The organism is Enterobacter cloacae complex sp. EB5, assembly GCF_031432835.1.
In the GTDB taxonomy this organism is placed as follows: domain Bacteria; phylum Pseudomonadota; class Gammaproteobacteria; order Enterobacterales; family Enterobacteriaceae; genus Enterobacter; species Enterobacter hormaechei_C.
Genome location: NZ_CP133860.1, coordinates 1,640,704 through 1,660,698, shown reverse-complemented (window position 1 = coordinate 1,660,698; position 19,995 = coordinate 1,640,704). Strand labels below are relative to the sequence as shown.

Here is a 19,995-nt window from a genome sequence, read left to right as displayed (position 1 = left end):
TTTTATTCAAACAAATTCTGATGAAGTTTCTGCACGACCTGCTCGGCCTGATCGGCAGGGACCAGGAAGCAGAGGTTGTAGCTGGACGCGCCGTAGCAAATCATGCGGATGTTGAACGGGTCGAGCACACCGAACACCTCTTTGCCCACGCCGCACGCGCGCGACAGCTTGTTACCGATGATGGCGACCAGCGCCAGATCTTCTTCCACCTCCACGCGGCACAACTCGGAAAGCTCAATCAGCAGCGACTGCGTCAGCAGGGTGTCGCCGGTAGAGGTGGAGCCGGTGGTGTCGAGCGTCAGCGCGATGCTGACTTCTGACGTGGTGATCAGGTCCACGGAGATATTGTGGCGCGCCAGGATGCCAAACACTTCCGCCAGGAATCCACGGGAGTGCAGCATATTATGGCTGTGCAGGGTAACCAGCGTCTGCTTACGGCGCAGGGCCAGCGCGCGGAACAGCGGCGGGTTCTCGGTTTTCTTGCAGACCAGCGTCCCGCCCGCCTTTGGATCTTTACTGGAGCCAACGAAGACCGGAATGTCACTGCGCACGGCGGGCAGCAGGGTGGCCGGGTGCAGCACTTTCGCACCGAAAGTCGCCATTTCAGCCGCTTCTTCAAAGGCGATCACGTCAATACGTTTTGCCGCAGAGACCACGCGCGGGTCGGTGGTGTAGATACCCGGCACGTCCGTCCAGATATCCACGCGGGTGGCGTGCAGGGCTTCGCCCAGCAGGGCGGCGGTGTAGTCGCTGCCGCCACGGCCCAGCGTGGTTGTGCGTCCTTTGGCTTCGCTGCCGATAAAGCCCTGGGTGATCACTATGCCTTCATCCAGGCGCGGGGCAAGCTGCTGGTTGGTCAGCTCTGCCAGGACTTCCACGTCCGGCTCGGCGCGGCCAAAGCGGTCGCTGGTGCGCATCACTTTACGCACGTCGAACCACTGCGCCTGAATATTGCGCTCGCGCATGATCTCAACGAACAGCAGGGTGGACATCAGTTCGCCGTGGCTGACCAGTTCATCGGTCAGTGCGCTGGAGGTGGCCAGCGACGCGGCTTCAGCCAGGGTGGTGATATTTTCCAGCAGGCGTTCCACTTCCTCACGAATGACGTTCGGGTTTTGCAGACGCTCAAGAATGTCGAACTGAATTTTGCGCAGTGCATCCAGCTTCACGAAACGCTCTGTCGCTTCCAGTCCTTCAGACAGAGAAACCAGCAGGTTCGTCACGCCGGCTGAGGCGGAGAGCACCACCAGGCGGGTATTCGGATCGGCCAGCACCACATCGGCGCTGCGGTTCATGGCATCGTAGTCTGCCACACTGGTGCCGCCAAACTTGGCGACCACAAAACTCGTCATAACAACCTCGTGTCAGGGAATGAATAGAGCGACCTTGGCACAAGAATGAAGCGAGAACAGGTGCAGGCGCAAAATACGGCCCTATAAATAAAATGCGGGGGAGGTCCTGTCAATGCTGGGATTATGCGGATTTTTCATGGGGGGGTACCCCTCAGAAACAGGACTTATAACAGGCCCATATTTTATGCTCCTTTTTCCCCCTTTTTGACCGACATTTCGCCACGCCGGAAGGGCGCGACAGCAGCTATACTTTTCGGGTCTTTTCACCTGCGTTTGATGCAGACCAGGGCAATGGCATAAAAACCATCACAATTTTTATTTGCAGGCGCTACAATCGACCGCAGTCACAATTCTCAAATCAGAAGAGTATTGCTATGAAAAACATCAACCCAACGCAGACCGCTGCATGGCAGGCACTACAGAAACATTTTGATGAAATGAAAGACGTCACTATCGCGGATCTGTTCGCGAAAGATGCCGATCGTTTCAGCAAGTTTTCCGCCACCTTCGATGACCTGATGCTGGTGGATTTCTCCAAGAACCGTATCACCGAAGAGACGCTGGCGAAGCTGCAAGATCTGGCGAAAGAGACTGAGCTGGCAGATGCCATCAAATCCATGTTCTCCGGTGAGAAGATCAACCGCACCGAAGACCGTGCCGTGCTGCACGTGGCCCTGCGCAACCGTAGCAATACGCCAATTATCGTTGACGGCAAAGATGTGATGCCGGAAGTGAACGCGGTGCTGGAAAAGATGAAAACCTTCTCTGAAGCGATCATCTCAGGTAGCTGGAAAGGCTACACCGGCAAAGCGATCACCGACGTCGTAAACATCGGTATCGGCGGCTCTGACCTCGGCCCGTTCATGGTGACCGAGGCGCTACGCCCGTACAAAAACCACCTCAACATGCACTTCGTGTCCAACGTCGATGGGACCCACATCGCTGAAGTGCTGAAAAAGGTGAACCCGGAAACCACGCTGTTCCTGGTGGCGTCTAAAACCTTCACCACTCAGGAAACCATGACCAACGCCCACAGCGCGCGCGACTGGTTCCTGAAAACCGCGGGCGACGAAAAGCACGTGGCGAAACACTTCGCGGCGCTGTCCACCAACGGTAAAGCGGTGGGTGAGTTCGGTATTGATACCGCGAACATGTTTGAGTTCTGGGACTGGGTGGGCGGCCGCTACTCACTGTGGTCTGCGATCGGTCTGTCCATCATCCTGTCCGTGGGCTTCGACAACTTCGTTGAGCTGCTCTCCGGCGCGCACGCGATGGATAAACACTTCTCCACCACCGCGCCTGAGAAAAACCTGCCGGTGCTGCTGGCGCTGATCGGGATCTGGTACAACAACTTCTTCGGCGCTGAAACCGAAGCGATTCTGCCGTACGACCAGTACATGCACCGCTTTGCGGCCTACTTCCAGCAGGGAAACATGGAATCCAACGGCAAGTACGTTGACCGTAACGGCAATGTGGTGGATTACCAGACTGGCCCAATCATCTGGGGCGAGCCGGGCACCAACGGTCAGCACGCGTTCTACCAGCTGATCCACCAGGGCACCAAAATGGTACCGTGCGATTTCATCGCCCCGGCGATTACGCATAACCCGCTGTCCGACCACCATCCGAAGCTGCTGTCTAACTTCTTCGCCCAGACCGAAGCGCTGGCGTTCGGTAAATCCCGCGAGGTGGTTGAGCAGGAATACCGTGACCAGGGTAAAGATCCGGCTACGCTGGAGCACGTTGTGCCGTTCAAAGTGTTCGAAGGCAACCGTCCAACTAACTCCATTCTGCTGCGCGAAATCACGCCGTTCAGCCTGGGTGCGTTGATTGCCCTCTACGAGCACAAAATCTTCACTCAGGGCGCTATTCTGAACATCTTCACCTTTGACCAGTGGGGCGTTGAGCTGGGCAAACAGCTGGCAAACCGCATTCTGCCAGAGCTGGGTGACGATAAAGCGATCGACAGCCACGACAGCTCCACCAATGGTCTGATTAACCGTTATAAAGCCTGGCGTGCGTAATAAATATGTCATGAACAATGCCGGCGATATGCCGGCATTTTTTTATCGGATAATTCCTGATGTCTGTTAGTTATCTCAAATTCTGAATCTGAGTTTAATCCGAAAAAGACGGTTATCCCGTTAATTGCTGAGGTTTATTTTAAGAAAATACGGAGTGATGCTTTAATGTGATTATATTATAAATTGCTGATTTATAATGATTATATATTTCCTTGATTCTTTTTTCTTTTCATTTTTAACCATTAGTCTGAAAACCTCATCCCTATTTACCCCCACGGTAAACCCACTGCTTTAGTTGTGTATACTCGAATCCGCCTGAATTTCTTTTCGGGCAAATCTCCATTCATTCATTGAAGGGAAATTGTTATGAAGAAAGTACTGTATGGCATTTTTGCCATATCTGCGCTTGCGGCGACGTCTGTCTATGCAGCTCCGGTCCAGGTCGGGGAAGCAGCAGGGTCGGCAGCGACGTCTGCGTCTGCGGGGAGTTCTACCGCAGCCAGCACCAGCGCCGTAAGTTCAGCCGTGGGTGTCGCGCTGGCGGCAACCGGTGGCGGTGATGGCTCCAATACCGGAACCACGACCACTACGACGACCAGCACCCAGTAATACCGGGTGTTTTAATCATAACCACACTTCGGTGTGGTTATTTCGCCCCTTCGGAGAAGAGTCGTGAAGCGACCTGCAATCATCCTGATTTGCCTGCTGTTGCAGGCGTGCTCAGCTACCACCAAAGGGCTGGGCCACTCACTGTGGGACAGCATGTTCGGCACGCCGGGCGTGCATCTGACCGATGACGAACTTCAGAACATGCCGTATGCCAGCCAGTACATGCAGCTAAACGATGGTCCGCAACTGTTTGTGGTGCTCGCTTTCGATGAAAACGGGCAGCAGAAATGGGTGACGCAGGATCAGGCCACCATCGTGACGCAGCATTCCCGCATCGTGAAAACGTTGCTCGGCGGCGACAACCTGCTTGAGGTGAACAACCTGGCTGAAGATCCGCTTATCAAGCCGAATCAGATTGTCGATGGCGCAAGCTGGACGCGCACGATGGGCTGGACCGAGCACAAACAGGTGCGCTACGCCACGGCCCGCTCCACCTTCCGCTGGGACGGTACGGACAGTGTCAAAGTGGGCAGCGACGAAACGCAGGTGCGCGTGCTGGATGAAGAGGTGACAACCGATCAGGCCACCTGGCATAACCGCTTCTGGGTGGACGAAGAGGGGCAAATCCGCCAGTCCTTACAGTATCTCGGTGCCGGTTTCTTCCCGGTGAAGACCACCCTGATCAAGGCGGCGAAATCATGAAAATGTTCATCCACATTGCGCTTCTCGCCAGCCTGACCTCGTCGCTGGCGTGGTCTGCGGGAACGGTACAGGTCTACACTCCGGACAGCGAAAAACCTAAAACCTTAACCAATGCCGGGCATCTGCTCGATCTGGTGGGGCAGCCGAGGCTGGCGAAAAGCTGGTGGACCGGGGCGGTGATCAGCGAGCGTCAGGCGACGATCGTCGCGGAACAAAAACATCAGGCGCTGCTCGCCCGACTGAGCGGGCTGGCACAACAGGAAGATGCCGACGATGCCGCGGCCATTACTAGCCTGCGTCAACAGCTTCAGGCGGTTAAGGTGACGGGTCGCCAGAAGGTGAATCTCGATCCGGATGAGGTGCGCGTTGCGGAAAACGGCAATCCGTCGCTGGAAGGGGACTATACCCTGTGGCTTCCGGCTCAACCTTCCACCGTCACCGTGATGGGGCTTCTCAGCAGCCCTGGCAAAAAGCCGTTTACGCCTGGCCGGGATGTGGCGAGCTATCTCGACGATCAAAGTCTGCTCAGCGGAGCGGATAACAGCTATGCCTGGGTGGTCTATCCGGACGGGCATACGCAGAAAGCGCCGGTGGCTTACTGGAATAAACGCCATATCGAACCTATGCCAGGCAGCATCATTTTTGTCGGTTTTGCCGACCATTTCTGGACGAAAGCGTATGACGGGCTTAATGCCGATATCCTTCGCTCCCTGATACAGCGGATACCGGAATAATGAAAAAAACCTATCTCTACAGCATGCTTGCACTGTGCGTGAGTGCCGCCTGTCATGCAGAAACGTATCCGGCACCCATCGGCCCATCGCAGTCCGATTTTGGCGGCGTGGGCTTACTGCAAACCCCAACCGCGCGTATGGCCCGCGAGGGGGAAATCAGCCTTAACTATCGCGATAACGATCAGTACCGTTACTACTCTGCGTCCGTGCAGCTGTTCCCCTGGCTGGAGACCACGCTGCGCTACACCGACGTGCGTACAAAACAGTACAGCAGCGTTGAATCCTTCTCCGGCGATCAGACCTACAAAGACAAAGCCTTCGACGTGAAGCTGCGCCTGTGGGAAGAGAGCTACTGGATGCCGCAGGTCTCCGTTGGCGCGAAGGATATCGGCGGGACCGGCCTGTTTGACGCGGAATACATCGTGGCCAGCAAAGCCTGGGGACCGTTTGATTTCTCACTCGGTCTTGGCTGGGGCTATCTGGGTACCAGCGGCAACGTCAAAAATCCGTTCTGTACCTACAGCGATAAATACTGCTACCGCGATAACAGCTACCAGAAAGCAGGCTCCATCAACGGCGACCAGATGTTCCACGGCCCGGCCTCGCTGTTTGGCGGCGTTGAGTATCAAACACCGTGGCAGCCATTACGCCTGAAGCTGGAGTACGAAGGAAACGACTACTCGCAGGACTTCGCCGGGAAAATTGAGCAAAAGAGCAAGTTTAACGTCGGCGCCATTTACCGCGTCACCGACTGGGCCGACGTTAACCTCAGCTATGAGCGCGGTAATACCCTGATGTTTGGCTTTACCCTGCGCACTAACTTTAACGACATGCGGCCGCACTACAATGACAACCCGCGGCCAAAATATCAGCCGGAGCCGCAGGATGCGATTCTTCAGCACTCCGTGGTAGCGAACCAGCTGACGCTGCTGAAATATAACGCGGGCCTGGCGGATCCGAAGATCCAGACCAAAGGCGATACGCTGTATGTCACCGGCGAGCAGGTGAAATACCGCGACTCCCGCGAAGGGATCGAGCGCGCCAACCGGATCGTCATGAACGATCTGCCGGAGGGGATCCGCACGATCCGCGTGACGGAGAACCGTCTCAACCTGCCGCAGGTTACAACCGAAACCGATGTTGCCAGCCTTAAGCGTCATCTTGAAGGCGAACCGCTGGGACATGAAACCGAGCTGGTGCAAAAACGCGTTGAGCCGGTGGTGCCAGAGAGCACCGAGCAGGGCTGGTATATCGATAAATCCCGCTTCGATTTCCATATCGATCCGGTGCTGAACCAGTCCGTGGGTGGGCCAGAAAACTTCTACATGTATCAGCTGGGGGCGATGGCGACGGCGGATCTGTGGGTGACCGACCACCTGTTGACCACCGGTAGTCTGTTCGGCAACATTGCCAACAACTACGACAAATTTAACTACACCAACCCGCCGAACGATTCAAAACTGCCGCGCGTGCGTACCCGCGTTCGCGAATATGTGCAGAACGATATCTACGTGAATAACCTCCAGGCCAACTACTTCCAGTACTTCGGCAACGGCTTCTACGGCCAGGTTTACGGTGGCTATCTGGAAACCATGTTCGGCGGCGCCGGGGCAGAAGTGCTTTATCGTCCTGTCGACAGCAACTGGGCGTTTGGGATTGATGCCAACTACGTGAAACAGCGTGACTGGCGCAGCGCGCAGGACATGATGAAGTTCACCGACTACAGCGTCAAAACCGGCCACCTGACCGCCTACTGGACGCCGTCGTTCGCGCAGGACGTGCTGGTGAAAGCCAGCGTCGGCCAGTATCTGGCGGGTGATAAGGGCGGCACGCTGGATATCTCCAAACACTTCGACAGCGGCGTCGTGGTGGGCGGCTATGCCACCATCACCAACGTTTCGCCAGACGAGTACGGGGAAGGGGACTTCACCAAAGGGGTGTACGTGTCGATTCCGCTGGATCTGTTCTCATCAGGCCCAACCCGCAGCCGTGCGGCAGTGGGCTGGACGCCGCTGACGCGCGACGGCGGTCAGCAGCTTGGACGTAAGTTCCAGCTGTATGATATGACCAGCGATAAGAACATTAACTTCCGCTGATGCTTATTTGCCCGGTGGCGCTGCGCTTACCGGGCCTACGAGAGTGTTTTTGTAGGCCGGGCAAACGCAGTGCCGACCGGCAGGAATGTTCATCTGGACAAAACATAAACAAAAAATATAGATCCCCGTCACATTTTTGCGTTATACAGGAACCTCGCCCTGGAGAATGAGGTGCTGTATGACATCCCTGACGCGTCCGCGCGTTGAGTTTATCTCAACGATACTCCAGACCGTGCTGAACCTCGGTCTACTGAGCCTTGGCCTGATCCTGGTCGTGTTTCTGGGTAAAGAGACGGTGCATCTGGCGGATGTGCTGTTCGCCCCTGAGCAAACCAGCAAATACGCGCTGGTGGAAGGCCTGGTGGTCTACTTTCTCTACTTCGAATTTATCGCCCTGATTGTGAAGTACTTTCAGTCCGGCTTTCACTTCCCGCTGCGCTATTTTGTCTACATTGGCATCACCGCGATTGTGCGGCTGATCATCGTCGATCATAAATCCCCGCTCGACGTGCTGATCTACTCGGCAGCGATCCTGCTGCTGGTGATCACCCTCTGGCTGTGCAACTCAAAGCGGCTGAAACGCGAATAAAAAAAGGGCGCTCCGAAGAGCGCCTAACAACAGTCACAAGTTGGTTCAATACAATACGTCTAAAGTTGAGGGTTGCAGTGGCATAACAAATGAAACTTAACCTTTCACACCGCCCGCCGTCAGGCCGTTGACCAGCCAGCGCTGGGCCAGCAGGAACACCACGGTAATCGGGATGGCAGAGAGGACGGCCGCCGCGGCAAAGTCTCCCCACAGGTAGTTTTGCGGGTTGAGATACTGCTGCATACCGACGGCCAGGGTGTAGCTGTTTACATCACGCAGTAACAGTGAGGCGACCGGGACTTCGGTGATCGCCGCGATAAACGACAGAATAAACACCACCGCCAGAATCGGCACCGACAGCGGCAGCAGCACCAGGCGGAACGCCTGCCACGGTGTCGCCCCATCCAGCGCCGCCGCTTCTTCCAGCGAACCGTCGATGGTTTCGAAATAGCCCTTGATGGTCCACACATGCAGGGCGATGCCGCCAAGATAGGCGAAGATCACGCCGCCGTGAGTGTTCAGGCCGATGAACGGCACGTACTGGCCCAGACGGTCAAACAGGGCATACAACGCCACCAGTGACAGCACGGCCGGGAACATCTGGAAAATCAGCATCCCTTTCAGCAGCGTCGCTTTGCCAGGGAAGCGCATGCGGGCGAAGGCGTAAGCGCAGGTCGTGGAGAGCGTCACGATGCCGATCGCGGTGATGGTCGCCACCTTCACCGAGTTCCACAGCCACAGCAGCACCGGGAACGGCGGCGGCGTGACGCGGCCATCCGCGTGCTCCACGCTGAAGCCCAGCGCGAGCTTCCAGTGCTCCCAGGAGATTTCGTCCGGGATCAGGCTCCCGGTGGCGAAGTTCCCCGAACGCAGGGAGATGGCGATAACCATCAGCAGCGGGAACATGATCGCCGCGATGAAAATCAGCAGGCCTAAGTGCGTCGCGAGGAGGCGCAGTTTCTGAGATTTGGGTTGTACCATTGCCATGTTCAGTGCCCTCCTTAGTCAAATTTCATACGTGTGGCTTTCAGGTTCACAATCGCCAGGGCGCCAACCAGCAGGAAGATCAGGGTGGCAATCGCCGCCGCCAGGCCGAAGTCCTGACCGCCGCCGCCCTCGAAGGCGATGCGGTAGGTGTAGCTCACGAGCAGGTCGGTATAACCAGCTGGCGTCGTGGTGCCAAGGCGGTCCGGGCCGCCGTTGGTCAACAGCTGAATCAGCACGAAGTTGTTAAAGTTAAAGGCGAAGCTGGCGATCATCAGCGGCGTCAGCGGCTTAATGAGCAGCGGCAGGGTAATTTTGAAGAAGTTCTGGAACGGACCCGCGCCGTCCATCGCCGAGGCTTCGTACAGATCGTCCGGGATAGCCTTCAGCAGCCCCATGCACAGGATCATCATGTACGGATACCCGAGCCAGGTGTTCACGATGATAATCATCGAGCGGGCGGTGGTCGGGTCGCTGAACCAGGCCGGTTTGATGCCGAACAGCGCGCTCAGCATCATGTTGATTTCACCGAAGCTCTGGTTAAACAGCCCTTTGAAAATCAGAATCGAGATAAACGACGGCACGGCGTAGGGCAGAATCAGCAGCACGCGGTAAATCGCTTTGCCTTTCAGGGACTCCCACTGCACGAGGCAGGCCAGCACCATGCCCACGGCCACGGTCAGGATCACGGTCAGCACCGAGAAGACCACCGTCCAGACGAAGATGGCGAAGAACGGTTTCTGGATGCCTTCGTCGGTAAACACGCGGGTGAAGTTGTCCCAGCCGATGGTGACGGTGTAGCCCGGGCTGAGTTTGTCGTCGCCCCAGCTGCCGTCGGCATTCACCGACTGATAGAAACCGATATCGTTGTTCGGACGGTACTTCACGCCGCTCTGGTTGTTGGTCAGCGTGCCGTCATCCGCCAGGGTATAAAGCGGCTGCGTGCCGGAGAACTGGCGCAGCGAGCTCATGGTCACTTTGCTTTCGTCTGGCAGCACGGCGGTGAGCTGGGTCAGCGCCTGACGATTCTGGGTAATGATACGCAGGTTGGCACGTTCACCTTCCGGCAGGGCCGCAGCCTCTTTTAAGGCCAGCTTCTGCTCGCCGCCAAATTTGAACGCGTCGGAAAGATAGGTTTTGCCGCTCTCACCGTCAGTGAGCGCTAACTTCCACTCATCTCCCGCAGGATACAGGCCGAAGTTAAAGGTTTTACCCGCCTGATAAGAACGGTCCAGAAGCACCTGGGTGGCGCGCTCCTGCGCGAGCTGGTTGGTGCTGCTGTAGTTGGTAAAGGCAATCGCGATGGTGCAGATCAGCGGAAAGAGGACAAACAGCCCCATCCCGGCAACACCCGGGTAGACATAGCGCCAGGCGTACGCTTTACGGTTGGCGAAAATATACAGGCCAACCGAGCTTAAAATCAGCGTCATGATGGCAAACAGGTATTCCCCTTGCACGTACATTAAAACAACAAGGTAACCCACCAGCAGACACAGCAGACCTATCACTGACCACTTCAGTGCGTCGCTTTGCCACCAGTGCTTCTTTTTAATGACATCCATGGGGTTCTTCCTCTACAACGGTGGAAACTTATCGTCAGGTGGCGCTGCGCTTACCTGACCTACGGATCGTGCCGTAGTCGTAGGGCGGGTAAGCGCATGCGCTACCCGCCGTTTTTCAGACTTACTTAGTAATACGACCCTGAGCATCTTTCAGCGCGGCATCGACGGTCTGGCGACCGCTTGCAGCGTTGATGACGGCGGTACGGGTGGCGTACCAGAACGCAGCCATCTGTGGGATGTTCGGCATTATTTCGCCTTTCTGGGCGTTATCCATGGTGGCCGCAATACGCGGATCTTTCGCCAGCTGATCCTGGAAGGATTTCAGCGCAACGGCGCCCAGCGGTTTGTCCTTGTTCACTTCATCCAGACCCTGATCGGTCAGCAGGTAGTTTTCGAGGAACTCTTTCGCCAGCTCTTTGTTCGGGCTGGCGGCGTTGATACCCGCGCTCAGCACGCCAACGAACGGTTTAGACGGTTTGCCGTTGAAGGTTGGCAGCAGGGTCACGCCGTAGTTGATTTTGCTCTTGTCGATGTTGGTCCAGGCCCACGGACCGTTGATGGTCATCGCGGTTTCGCCTTTGTTGAACGCCGCTTCCGCGATGGAGTAGTCGGTATCCGCGTTCATGTGTTTGTTCTTAATCAGGTCAACCAGGAAGGTCAGGCCTTTTTTCGCGCCCGCACTGTCCACGCCCACGTCTTTCACGTCATATTTGCCGTTTTCAAACTTGAACGCGTAGCCGCCGTCGGCAGCAATCAGCGGCCAGGTGAAGTACGGCTCTTGCAGGTTGAACATCAGAGCGGATTTACCTTTCGCCTTCAGCTCTTTATCCAGGGCAGGGATCTCTTCCCAGGTTTTCGGTGGATTTGGCACCAGGTCTTTGTTGTAAATCAGTGACAGCGCTTCAACCGCGATTGGGTAAGCGATCAGCTTGCCGTTATAGCGAACGGCGTCCCAGGTGAACGGGAACAGTTTGTCCTGGAAGGCTTTGTCTGGCGTGACTTCTGCCAGCAGGCCAGACTGCGCGTAGCCCCCGAAACGGTCATGCGCCCAGAAGATAATGTCCGGACCATCGCCCGTGGCCGCAACCTGCGGGAACTTCTCTTCCAGTTTGTCCGGGTGCTCTACGGTGACTTTGATACCGGTGTCTTTCTCGAATTTTTTGCCCACTTCGGCCAGACCGTTATAGCCCTTGTCGCCGTTAATCCAGATAACCAGCTTACCTTCTTCAATTTTGGCGAGAGCCGGTGCGGAAATCATCATTGCTGCGAGGGCGGACAATGCGAAAACGCGTGCGCCAGTCTTGATCTTCATATCTGCCATCCTTTATTGGTGATGTGCTCGTGGATACATAAGGTGGTTCAACGTGACTCAGTCTCCTTATTTGACATCCTCTTTCCATCCTCCCAGTCCCTACGCCCCACCCCCTGTTTGTGTGATCCCTGTAACATAAATTTAAGTTATGAGTGCTGGCGCACATAAAAACCCACTGAATTTTGCAGGCCGCTTCACGATTTTCGCCTCAGCCCCTCCGCTGCGGTCGCAGAGCCTGCTCTCTCATCCTCCCGCCTCCTCCCCCATAAAAAAGCCGGGGGGTGGAGGATTCACGAAAGTAATGGAACACGCATAGTGAACTTATCTTGAATGTTTCTGTCGGTGACAGGTTGTAACGAAGGGAGAAGGGCATGGCGAGCGTACAGCTGCGTAATGTAACGAAAGCCTGGGGCGACGTTGTGGTGTCAAAAGACATCAATCTGGACATCCACGAAGGTGAATTTGTGGTGTTCGTGGGTCCATCAGGCTGTGGTAAATCGACTCTGCTGCGTATGATTGCCGGTCTTGAAACCATCACCAGTGGCGATCTGTTTATTGGTGATACCCGAATGAACGACATCCCGCCAGCTGAACGCGGCGTGGGCATGGTGTTCCAGTCTTATGCGCTTTATCCGCATCTTTCCGTTGCCGAGAATATGTCCTTTGGCCTGAAGCTGGCCGGCGCGAAAAAAGAGACCATTAACCAGCGCGTCACCCAGGTGGCGGAAGTGCTCCAGCTGGCACATCTGCTGGAGCGTAAACCGAAGGCGCTCTCCGGCGGTCAGCGTCAGCGTGTGGCGATCGGCCGTACGCTGGTGGCCGAGCCGCGCGTGTTCCTGCTCGATGAACCTCTCTCTAACCTGGATGCCGCCCTGCGCGTCCAGATGCGTATCGAAATCTCCCGTCTGCACAAACGCCTTGGACGCACGATGATTTACGTCACCCACGATCAGGTCGAAGCGATGACGCTGGCCGACAAAATCGTGGTGCTGGACGCCGGTCGCGTGGCGCAGGTGGGCAAACCGCTGGAGCTGTATCACTACCCGGCAGATCGCTTTGTTGCGGGCTTCATTGGCTCGCCAAAGATGAACTTCCTGCCCGTAAAAGTGACCGCGACGGCAATCGAACAGGTACAGGTGGAACTGCCAAACCGTCAGCAAGTCTGGCTGCCGGTCGACAGCGCCAACGTACAGGTGGGGGCCAATATGTCCCTCGGTATCCGCCCTGAGCATTTACTGCCGAGCCACATCGCTGATGTGACGCTGGAAGGTGAAGTTCAGGTCGTCGAACAGCTTGGTCACGAAACACAGATTCATATCCAGATCCCCGCCATCCGTCAGAACCTGGTCTACCGCCAGAATGACGTGGTGTTGGTAGAAGAGGGTGCCACATTCGCTATCGGTTTGCCGCCAGAGCGTTGCCATCTGTTCCGTGAGGATGGCACTGCATGTCGTCGGTTGCACAAAGAGCCAGGCGTTTAAGCATTCCAATTACAAAGAAAAGCAATGATCTCAGGAGATAGAATAATGATTACTCTGCGCAAAGTCCCTCTGGCTGTCGCCATTGCGGCAGGCATCCTGTCTGCCCAGGCGGGCGCCGTAGACTTTAAAGGTTATGCTCGTTCCGGCATTGGCTGGACCGGAAGTGGCGGTGAACAACAATGTTTCCAGGCAACAGGCGCACAAAGTAAATACCGTCTCGGTAACGAATGTGAAACCTACGCCGAACTGAAACTGGGCCAGGAAGTGTGGAAAGAAGGCGACAAGAGCTTCTATTTCGACACCAACGTAGCGTACTCCGTTTCTCAGCAGAATGACTGGGAATCCACCAGCCCGGCCTTCCGTGAAGCTAACGTGCAGGGTAAAAACCTGATTGAATGGCTGCCAGGCTCTACCATCTGGGCCGGTAAACGCTTCTATCAGCGTCATGACGTACACATGATCGACTTCTACTACTGGGATATCTCTGGTCCTGGTGCCGGTATTGAAAACATCGATCTGGGCTTTGGTAAACTCTCTCTGGCAGCGACCCGTTCTTCTGAGTCCGGCGGTTCTGCAACCTTCGCCGATCGTGATGCGAACGGTGACCGTATTTATGACAACGTGGTACCAAACGATGTCTTCGACGTGCGTTTAGCCGGTCTGGAAACCAACCCGGGCGGTACGCTGGAGCTGGGCGTTGACTACGGTCATACCAACATTCCTGACGACTACTACCTGCAACCTGGCGCCTCTAAAGATGGCTGGCTGTTCACCGCTGAACACACCCAGAGCATGATGAAAGGCTTCAACAAGTTCGTGCTGCAATACGGTACGGACTCCATGACCTCTAACGGTAAAGGTATTCCACAGGGCGGCAGCATCGATAACGACGGCTCTATGTGGCGCGTACTGGACCACGGTGCAATCACCCTGGCAGACCGTTGGGACCTGATGTACGTCGGTATGTACCAGAACATCGATCGTGACAACAACAACGGTACCGAGTGGTGGACCGTGGGTGTTCGTCCAATGTTCAAATGGACGCCGATCATGAGCACCTTGCTGGAAGTGGGCTACGACAACGTTAAATCTCAGAAAACTGACGACAAAAACAGCCAGTACAAAATCACCCTGGCACAGCAATGGCAGGCAGGTGACAGCATCTGGTCCCGTCCGGCTATCCGCGTCTTCGCAACCTACGCGAAGTGGGATGAGAAATGGGGCTACGCGAACAACGGCGATACGGGCTACACCTCTGGCGTAGCGTATAGCGACACCTCCGCGAAAACCTTCAGCCGTGGCGATAACGATGAGTGGACCTTCGGCGCCCAGATGGAAATCTGGTGGTAATTCGTCAAGCCTGACGTAATGACCTGAAAAGAGGGGCGCAAGCCCCTCTCTCCTTAGGGTGCTGCGCGCTATTGCCTGGCCACCGCAGTGCTCACGCTATCAGAGGTAATAACAATGAAAATGAAGAAAAGTCTCGTCGCGCTGTGCCTCTCTGCGGGGCTGTTGGCCTGTGCGCCTGCGGTCACCTTTGCAGATGTGAATTTTGTTCCTCAAAATACCAGCGCTGCGCCAGCTATTCCGGCTGCGGCACTACAGCAACTGGTGTGGACGCCAGTTGATCAATCGAAAACACAAACTACCCAGCTTTCAGCGGGGGGCCAGTCACTGAACGTGCCGGGTATCAGCGGTCCGGTCGCGGCTTTCAGCGTGCCGGCGAATATCGGCGAGCTGACCCTGACGTTGACCAGTGAAGTCAATAAACAGACCAGCGTCTTCGCGCCTAACGTGCTGATCCTCGATCAGAACATGACGCCATCCGCGTTCTTCCCAAGCGACTATTTCAGCTATCAGGAGCCTGGCGTCATGAGCGCCGATCGGCTGGAAGGCGTTATGCGCCTGACGCCAGCCCTGGGTCAGCAGAAGATTTATGTTCTGGTGTTCACGACTGAAAAAGATTTGCAGCAAACCACGAAGCTGGTCGATCCGGCAAAAGCCTATGCGAAAGGCACGGGGAACTCTGTCCCGGATATTCCGGACCCGCTTGCCCGTCATACTACCGATGGTCTGATCAAGCTGAAAGTCTCCACCAACAGCGCCTCCAGCGTACTCGTAGGCCCGCTGTTTGGCTCATCTGGCCCGGGTCCGGTAACGGTGGGTAATACTGCCGCGCCTGTATATGCCGCGCCTGCCGCAGCACCGGCCGCAGCTCCGGCCCCGGCGAAAAAAGCCGAGCCGGTGCTTAACGATACTGAAACTTACTTTAACAACGCCATCAAGCAGGCGGTTAAAAACGGCGATGTCGATAAAGCGCTGAAACTGCTTGATGAAGCCGAGCGTTTAGGTTCAACCACTGCCCGTTCCACCTTTATCAGCAGTGTAAAAGGCAAGGGGTAACCGTCTCCCCACAGTGCTGATTTTGTTAGTCGTTTAGTGCGCCTTCACGGGCGCACTTTTTTTGGCTAAGTTGCACCATTGTTGCGATAGTGATCGCTAAATTTGGTTTGTCCGTCCTCATTTTGCCAATCTGCGATACAATGCCTTTACGTTATGTATCGGAGAGTCTGGCATGTCACACCCCGCGCTCACGCAGCTGCGTGCGCTACGCTATTTCGACCAAATACCCGCGCTTAACCCGGAGCAACTGGACTGGCTGCTGCTGGAAGATTCCATGACAAAACGTTTTGAGCAACAGGGTAAAACGGTCACGGTGACGATGATTCAGGAAGGGTTTGTCTCGCCTGCGGAGATTGCCAGCGAGCTGCCGCTGCTGCCGCAGGAAGAACGCTACTGGCTGCGTGAAATTTTACTGTGTGCCGATGGCGAGCCGTGGCTTGCCGGGCGGACGGTGGTTCCTGAGTCTACACTTTCCGGGCCGGAGCTGGCATTGCAACGCCTCGGCAAAACGCCCCTGGGGCGCTATCTATTCACCTCGTCTGAACTGACCCGTGATTTTATTGAAATTGGTTGCGATGCCGATTTGTGGGGGCGCCGTTCCCGCCTTCGTTTGAGTGGCAAGCCGTTAATACTGACGGAACTCTTTTTGCCAGCATCGCCGTTGTACTAAGAGGGAGAAAAAATGGAGTGGAGTCTGACGCAGAATAAGCTGCTGGCCTATCACCGCCTGATGCGTACTGATAAACCCATTGGCGCGCTGCTGCTGCTGTGGCCGACCTTATGGGCGCTGTGGGTTGCCACGCCGGGGGTGCCGCCGCTGTGGATCCTGGCGGTGTTTGTGGCGGGCGTCTGGCTGATGCGCGCTGCGGGCTGTGTGGTTAACGACTATGCTGACCGGAAATTTGATGGACATGTTAAGCGCACCGCGAATCGTCCTCTGCCGAGCGGTCAGGTGACCGGGAAAGAGGCGCGCATTCTGTTTGTGGTGCTGGTGCTTCTCTCTTTCATGCTGGTGTTAACCCTTAACACCATGACCATTCTGTTGTCCGTTGCTGCTCTGGCGCTGGCCTGGGTTTACCCGTTCATGAAGCGATACACCCATCTGCCGCAGGTGGTATTGGGTGCGGCATTTGGCTGGTCGATTCCCATGGCGTTTGCCGCGGTCAGCGAGTCCGTTCCGCTCAGCTGCTGGCTGATGTTCCTGGCGAATATTCTCTGGGCCGTTGCGTACGATACCCAATACGCGATGGTCGATCGCGATGACGATCTCAAGATTGGCATCAAATCGACGGCGATCCTGTTTGGTCGTCACGACAAACTGATCATCGGCATATTGCAGGTGGCGGTGCTGGCGCTGATGGTGGCGATTGGTCGCCTGAACGGGCTGAACTGGGAGTTTTACTGGTCCGTACTGGTGGCGGGGCTGCTGTTTGCGTATCAGCAGAAGCTGATTGCGAAGCGCGAGCGTGAAGCCTGCTTTAAAGCGTTTCTGAATAATAACTACGTCGGGCTGGTGCTGTTTCTGGGCCTGGCGATGAGTTACTGGTGATAAAAAAGCCGGGTGGCGGCTTCGCCTTACCCGGCCTACGATTTAGCGGAACATGTAGGCCGGGTAAGCGTTAGCGCCACCCGGCTTTAGCATCATTCGCCCTGCGTCGAACTCTCAATCGTCAAACGCACATCCGCGGTAATCAGCTCTGCCAGCATCTGGTAAACCTTCATCGTCTCTTCCGGCTCGGCATCGCCCGTATCGCTAATGTACCCTTCGTCGCGCAGCGTCAGCACCAGGGAGCTGAATACCGCTTTGTCGAAGAATTCCGGGGCGTTAATGCCATGCAGAACAGAGAGGCGCTGGGCCAGCGTCCGGCTCTCTTTTTCCAGCGTACCGCGGTTGATTGACGGGTTTGCACTCAGCAACCAGAAGGTAATGGCGTAGCGCTGCAACGTCTCACGCGCACCGGAAGCCAGGAGCTGCAAGGTACGAGAACGTGACGGATTGATATGCAGTTCATCATCACTGATGGTAATCAGCCCCTGACGATGCATCTCTGCCGTCATTTTATCGAGCTCTGCCGCCAGTTCATCCTTACTCCAGCGCAGGAACAGCTCCGCTTTCAGCATCGGGTAGATGGCCTGAATATGGCGCAGCAGCTCCTGACGCGAAATACGGCGGTGCTGGGTAATAATGGCCGCCATCAGCGACGGCAGCATCAGCATATGCGTGATGTTATTGCGGTAGTAGGTCATCAGCACAGCCTGCTCGCGCGGCAGAATGATGATGTCACCAATCGTATCTTTCTCGACTTCGAACTTGTTCATCTGCAACGCGTGATCGATCAGCTCGCTGGCGGTGGCAGACGGCACGGTCGAATCCACGGAATACGGCACGTTGCGCATGATATCCAGGTAGCAATCAATCTGCTCGGTCAGCTGCTCACGGGTCAGTGAACGCTGGCGGGAGGCCAGAAGCGCAGTACAACACAGGTTCATGGCGTTTGCCGCACCAGCATTGTTGATGCGTACCATCAGCTCGGATGCAATGCCGTTGACCGTTGGCGTCAGCCAGGCCGGACGTACCGCTTCGATAGGATCGATAGACTCGCGCCACTCCGGAACATGATGGTTCAGATATGTCATCAGCGGCAGGGGCTCGCCAAAGTTCACGTAGCCCTGGCCGAGGTTGCGCAGTTTACTCAGCCCACGCAGCATCTGCGGCAGACTCTCTTTCTCTTTGGTCGCACCGCGCAGCTCTTTCGCGTAGGTGCCCACTTCCATCACGTGTTCATAACCGATGTAAATAGGCACCAGCGTGATAGGACGCGTACCGCCACGCAGCATGGCCTGAATGGTCATCGACAGCGTGCCGGTCTTCGGATCGAGCAGACGACCGGTACGCGAGCGACCGCCTTCAACAAAGTACTCCACGGAATAACCGCGGCTGAACAGCTCGCCCAGATACTCCCTGAAGACGGTGGAGTAGAGCTTGTTACCCTTGAAGGTACGACGAATAAAGAACGCACCCAGACGGCGGAAAATCGGGCCTGCTGGCCAGAAGTTCAGGTTGATACCGGCAGCAATATGCGGCGGCACCAGGCCCTGGTGATAGAGCACGTAAGAGAGCAGCAGGTAGTCCATGTGGCTGCGGTGGCAGGGCACATAGACAATTTCGTGGCCGTCGTGCGCTAACTGACGCACGCGCTCGGCGTTGTGGACGTTAATCCCCTGATAGAGGCGGTTCCACGTAAAGCCGAGGATACGGTCAGAGAGGCGAATCATCTCGTAGGAGAAGTTCGCGGCGATCTCTTCCATCAGCGCGATTGCGTTCTGCTGCGCTTTCTCGTGCGAAATTTTCTTGCTGCGCGCTTCATCTTCTACGGCACGGGCAATCGCTTTGGAAGCCAGCAGCTTGTTGAACAGATCCTGACGCGCCGGGAGACGTGGTCCAACGGCCGCCAGACGCTGACGTGCAAAGTGCATACGCGCAACGCGCGCCAGCTTTTGCGCAATGATTTTGTCAGTGCCGTGTTCATCCGCCATGCGGCGCAGTGAAACGGAAGGCGAGAAGCGGACAAAGCTGTCGCGTCCCAGCCAGGAGACGGCGAAGAACTTCTGAATGCCGTTGAGCATACGCAGCGGCGGGTTCTCTTCCCCTTTTTCACGCCCCGGACGGCGGCCAAACATCACCGACACCGGCACCATCTGCACGTCCAGATCGGGGTTGCTGCGGTGCAGATCAAGGTAATCATGGAACAGCTTAATGGACTCTTCTTTCGGCGTGTAATAGGTGAACACGCGCGGTCCGCCATGGATGAACACGTAGCGCGGCAGCAGCGTACCGTCGACTTCCAGCGGTTCAAGCGGGTCAGGTAAATCGTGCGCCAGACATTGAGCGCGAAGCGTCAGCAGGTCTGCCTTCGAGTTATAAGGCAAAACGTACATAATAGGGCGCGACGTATCGAGCCCTAATTCCAGCGCAGGTTCTGCTGGGATAGACTTACTTTTTACCAGTACGCTTAATGGTAAATTAAGTAATTTGTAGTAAATTCGTGGCCAGCCGGACATAAACGATGTAAAGCCTCTGGTTAATAATGCAATTGCGGCGCAAGGATAACAGAAAGCGCGCAAAATTTCTGTTGTTACCCGTCAT

16 protein-coding genes are annotated in these 19,995 nt (G+C 56.0%); 11 read left to right on the top strand and 5 right to left on the bottom strand.

Features of this window, described 5'->3' with window-relative positions; genetic code table 11:
* Positions 1–2: 2 nt before the first annotated feature.
* The gene (lysC, locus tag RHN82_RS07935; RefSeq protein ID WP_045344657.1) at positions 3–1,352 is read right to left on the bottom strand and encodes a lysine-sensitive aspartokinase 3; all 1,350 of its coding nucleotides are present in this window, start codon (positions 1,350–1,352) and stop codon (positions 3–5) included.
* Positions 1,353–1,726: 374 nt separating this feature from the next.
* On the opposite strand from lysC, the gene pgi reads away from it, so the two are divergent.
* From pgi to psiE, 6 genes are all read left to right on the top strand, one after another.
* Complete coding sequence (gene pgi, locus RHN82_RS07930) at positions 1,727–3,376, top strand: glucose-6-phosphate isomerase (protein WP_047052052.1); 1,650 nt, start codon at positions 1,727–1,729, stop codon at positions 3,374–3,376.
* Between the two features lie 366 nt (positions 3,377–3,742).
* Entirely contained in the window at positions 3,743–3,985 is a 243-nt protein-coding gene (yjbE, locus tag RHN82_RS07925; RefSeq protein WP_003860341.1) for an exopolysaccharide production protein YjbE, read from the top strand.
* Between the two features lie 63 nt (positions 3,986–4,048).
* On the top strand, positions 4,049–4,687 hold the full coding sequence (locus RHN82_RS07920; protein WP_003860339.1) for a YjbF family lipoprotein: 639 nt from the start codon (positions 4,049–4,051) through the stop codon (positions 4,685–4,687).
* Positions 4,684–5,421: a capsule biosynthesis GfcC D2 domain-containing protein gene (locus RHN82_RS07915; RefSeq protein ID WP_072203504.1), complete on the top strand. Its 738-nt coding sequence runs from the start codon at positions 4,684–4,686 to the stop codon at positions 5,419–5,421. Before RHN82_RS07920 ends, RHN82_RS07915 begins: the two co-directional genes overlap by 4 nt.
* Entirely contained in the window at positions 5,421–7,517 is a 2,097-nt protein-coding gene (locus RHN82_RS07910; RefSeq protein ID WP_047052057.1) for a YjbH domain-containing protein, read from the top strand. The genes RHN82_RS07915 and RHN82_RS07910 overlap by 1 nt, the downstream gene beginning before the upstream one ends.
* Positions 7,518–7,695: 178 nt before the next feature.
* Positions 7,696–8,106 carry a phosphate-starvation-inducible protein PsiE gene (gene psiE / locus RHN82_RS07905; RefSeq protein ID WP_000202963.1) on the top strand — a complete coding sequence of 137 codons (411 nt, stop codon included), beginning with the start codon at positions 7,696–7,698 and terminating at the stop codon, positions 8,104–8,106.
* 96 nt (positions 8,107–8,202) lie between these two features.
* Here psiE and malG read toward each other — a convergent pair whose 3' ends face one another.
* The 3 genes from malG to malE all read right to left on the bottom strand — a co-directional run bounded on the left by malG (position 8,203) and on the right by malE (position 11,964).
* Positions 8,203–9,093, bottom strand: a complete 891-nt coding sequence (gene malG / locus RHN82_RS07900; protein ID WP_003860332.1) for a maltose ABC transporter permease MalG — start codon at positions 9,091–9,093, stop codon at positions 8,203–8,205.
* A 14-nt stretch (positions 9,094–9,107) separates the two neighbouring features.
* Positions 9,108–10,652, bottom strand: coding sequence for a maltose ABC transporter permease MalF (gene malF / locus RHN82_RS07895; protein WP_047052060.1), 1,545 nt, complete (start codon positions 10,650–10,652; stop codon positions 9,108–9,110).
* Positions 10,653–10,773: 121 nt separating this feature from the next.
* On the bottom strand, positions 10,774–11,964 hold the full coding sequence (gene malE, locus RHN82_RS07890) for a maltose/maltodextrin ABC transporter substrate-binding protein MalE (RefSeq protein ID WP_003860330.1): 1,191 nt from the start codon (positions 11,962–11,964) through the stop codon (positions 10,774–10,776).
* A gap of 371 nt (positions 11,965–12,335) precedes the next feature.
* Between malE and malK the strand changes: the two genes are divergently transcribed.
* The 5 genes from malK to ubiA all read left to right on the top strand — a co-directional run bounded on the left by malK (position 12,336) and on the right by ubiA (position 17,397).
* Positions 12,336–13,445: a maltose/maltodextrin ABC transporter ATP-binding protein MalK gene (malK, locus tag RHN82_RS07885; RefSeq protein WP_003860329.1), complete on the top strand. Its 1,110-nt coding sequence runs from the start codon at positions 12,336–12,338 to the stop codon at positions 13,443–13,445.
* A gap of 42 nt (positions 13,446–13,487) precedes the next feature.
* Entirely contained in the window at positions 13,488–14,795 is a 1,308-nt protein-coding gene (locus RHN82_RS07880; RefSeq protein WP_026094413.1) for a maltoporin, read from the top strand.
* A 114-nt stretch (positions 14,796–14,909) separates the two neighbouring features.
* Positions 14,910–15,848: a maltose operon protein MalM gene (gene malM, locus RHN82_RS07875; RefSeq protein ID WP_015570172.1), complete on the top strand. Its 939-nt coding sequence runs from the start codon at positions 14,910–14,912 to the stop codon at positions 15,846–15,848.
* A 172-nt stretch (positions 15,849–16,020) separates the two neighbouring features.
* Positions 16,021–16,518: a chorismate lyase gene (gene ubiC, locus RHN82_RS07870; RefSeq protein WP_003860326.1), complete on the top strand. Its 498-nt coding sequence runs from the start codon at positions 16,021–16,023 to the stop codon at positions 16,516–16,518.
* Between the two features lie 12 nt (positions 16,519–16,530).
* Complete coding sequence (ubiA, locus tag RHN82_RS07865; protein ID WP_015570176.1) at positions 16,531–17,397, top strand: 4-hydroxybenzoate octaprenyltransferase; 867 nt, start codon at positions 16,531–16,533, stop codon at positions 17,395–17,397.
* A 92-nt stretch (positions 17,398–17,489) separates the two neighbouring features.
* Here the strand turns inward: ubiA and plsB are convergent, their stop codons facing one another.
* Positions 17,490–19,910 carry a glycerol-3-phosphate 1-O-acyltransferase PlsB gene (gene plsB, locus RHN82_RS07860; RefSeq protein ID WP_003860322.1) on the bottom strand — a complete coding sequence of 807 codons (2,421 nt, stop codon included), beginning with the start codon at positions 19,908–19,910 and terminating at the stop codon, positions 17,490–17,492.
* Positions 19,911–19,995: the final 85 nt, after the last annotated feature.

What these genes read in the sequence shown, in the direction of transcription:
- lysC (WP_045344657.1), bottom strand. Translation starts at nt 1,352, where the DNA reads ATGACGAGTTTTGTGGTCGCCAAGTTTGGCGGCACCAGTGTGGCAGAC.
- pgi (WP_047052052.1), top strand. Translation starts at nt 1,727, where the DNA reads ATGAAAAACATCAACCCAACGCAGACCGCTGCATGGCAGGCACTACAG.
- yjbE (WP_003860341.1), top strand. Translation starts at nt 3,743, where the DNA reads ATGAAGAAAGTACTGTATGGCATTTTTGCCATATCTGCGCTTGCGGCG.
- RHN82_RS07915 (WP_072203504.1), top strand. Translation starts at nt 4,684, where the DNA reads ATGAAAATGTTCATCCACATTGCGCTTCTCGCCAGCCTGACCTCGTCG.
- RHN82_RS07910 (WP_047052057.1), top strand. Translation starts at nt 5,421, where the DNA reads ATGAAAAAAACCTATCTCTACAGCATGCTTGCACTGTGCGTGAGTGCC.
- psiE (WP_000202963.1), top strand. Translation starts at nt 7,696, where the DNA reads ATGACATCCCTGACGCGTCCGCGCGTTGAGTTTATCTCAACGATACTC.
- malG (WP_003860332.1), bottom strand. Translation starts at nt 9,093, where the DNA reads ATGGCAATGGTACAACCCAAATCTCAGAAACTGCGCCTCCTCGCGACG.
- malF (WP_047052060.1), bottom strand. Translation starts at nt 10,652, where the DNA reads ATGGATGTCATTAAAAAGAAGCACTGGTGGCAAAGCGACGCACTGAAG.
- malE (WP_003860330.1), bottom strand. Translation starts at nt 11,964, where the DNA reads ATGAAGATCAAGACTGGCGCACGCGTTTTCGCATTGTCCGCCCTCGCA.
- malK (WP_003860329.1), top strand. Translation starts at nt 12,336, where the DNA reads ATGGCGAGCGTACAGCTGCGTAATGTAACGAAAGCCTGGGGCGACGTT.
- malM (WP_015570172.1), top strand. Translation starts at nt 14,910, where the DNA reads ATGAAAATGAAGAAAAGTCTCGTCGCGCTGTGCCTCTCTGCGGGGCTG.
- ubiC (WP_003860326.1), top strand. Translation starts at nt 16,021, where the DNA reads ATGTCACACCCCGCGCTCACGCAGCTGCGTGCGCTACGCTATTTCGAC.
- ubiA (WP_015570176.1), top strand. Translation starts at nt 16,531, where the DNA reads ATGGAGTGGAGTCTGACGCAGAATAAGCTGCTGGCCTATCACCGCCTG.
- plsB (WP_003860322.1), bottom strand. Translation starts at nt 19,910, where the DNA reads ATGTCCGGCTGGCCACGAATTTACTACAAATTACTTAATTTACCATTA.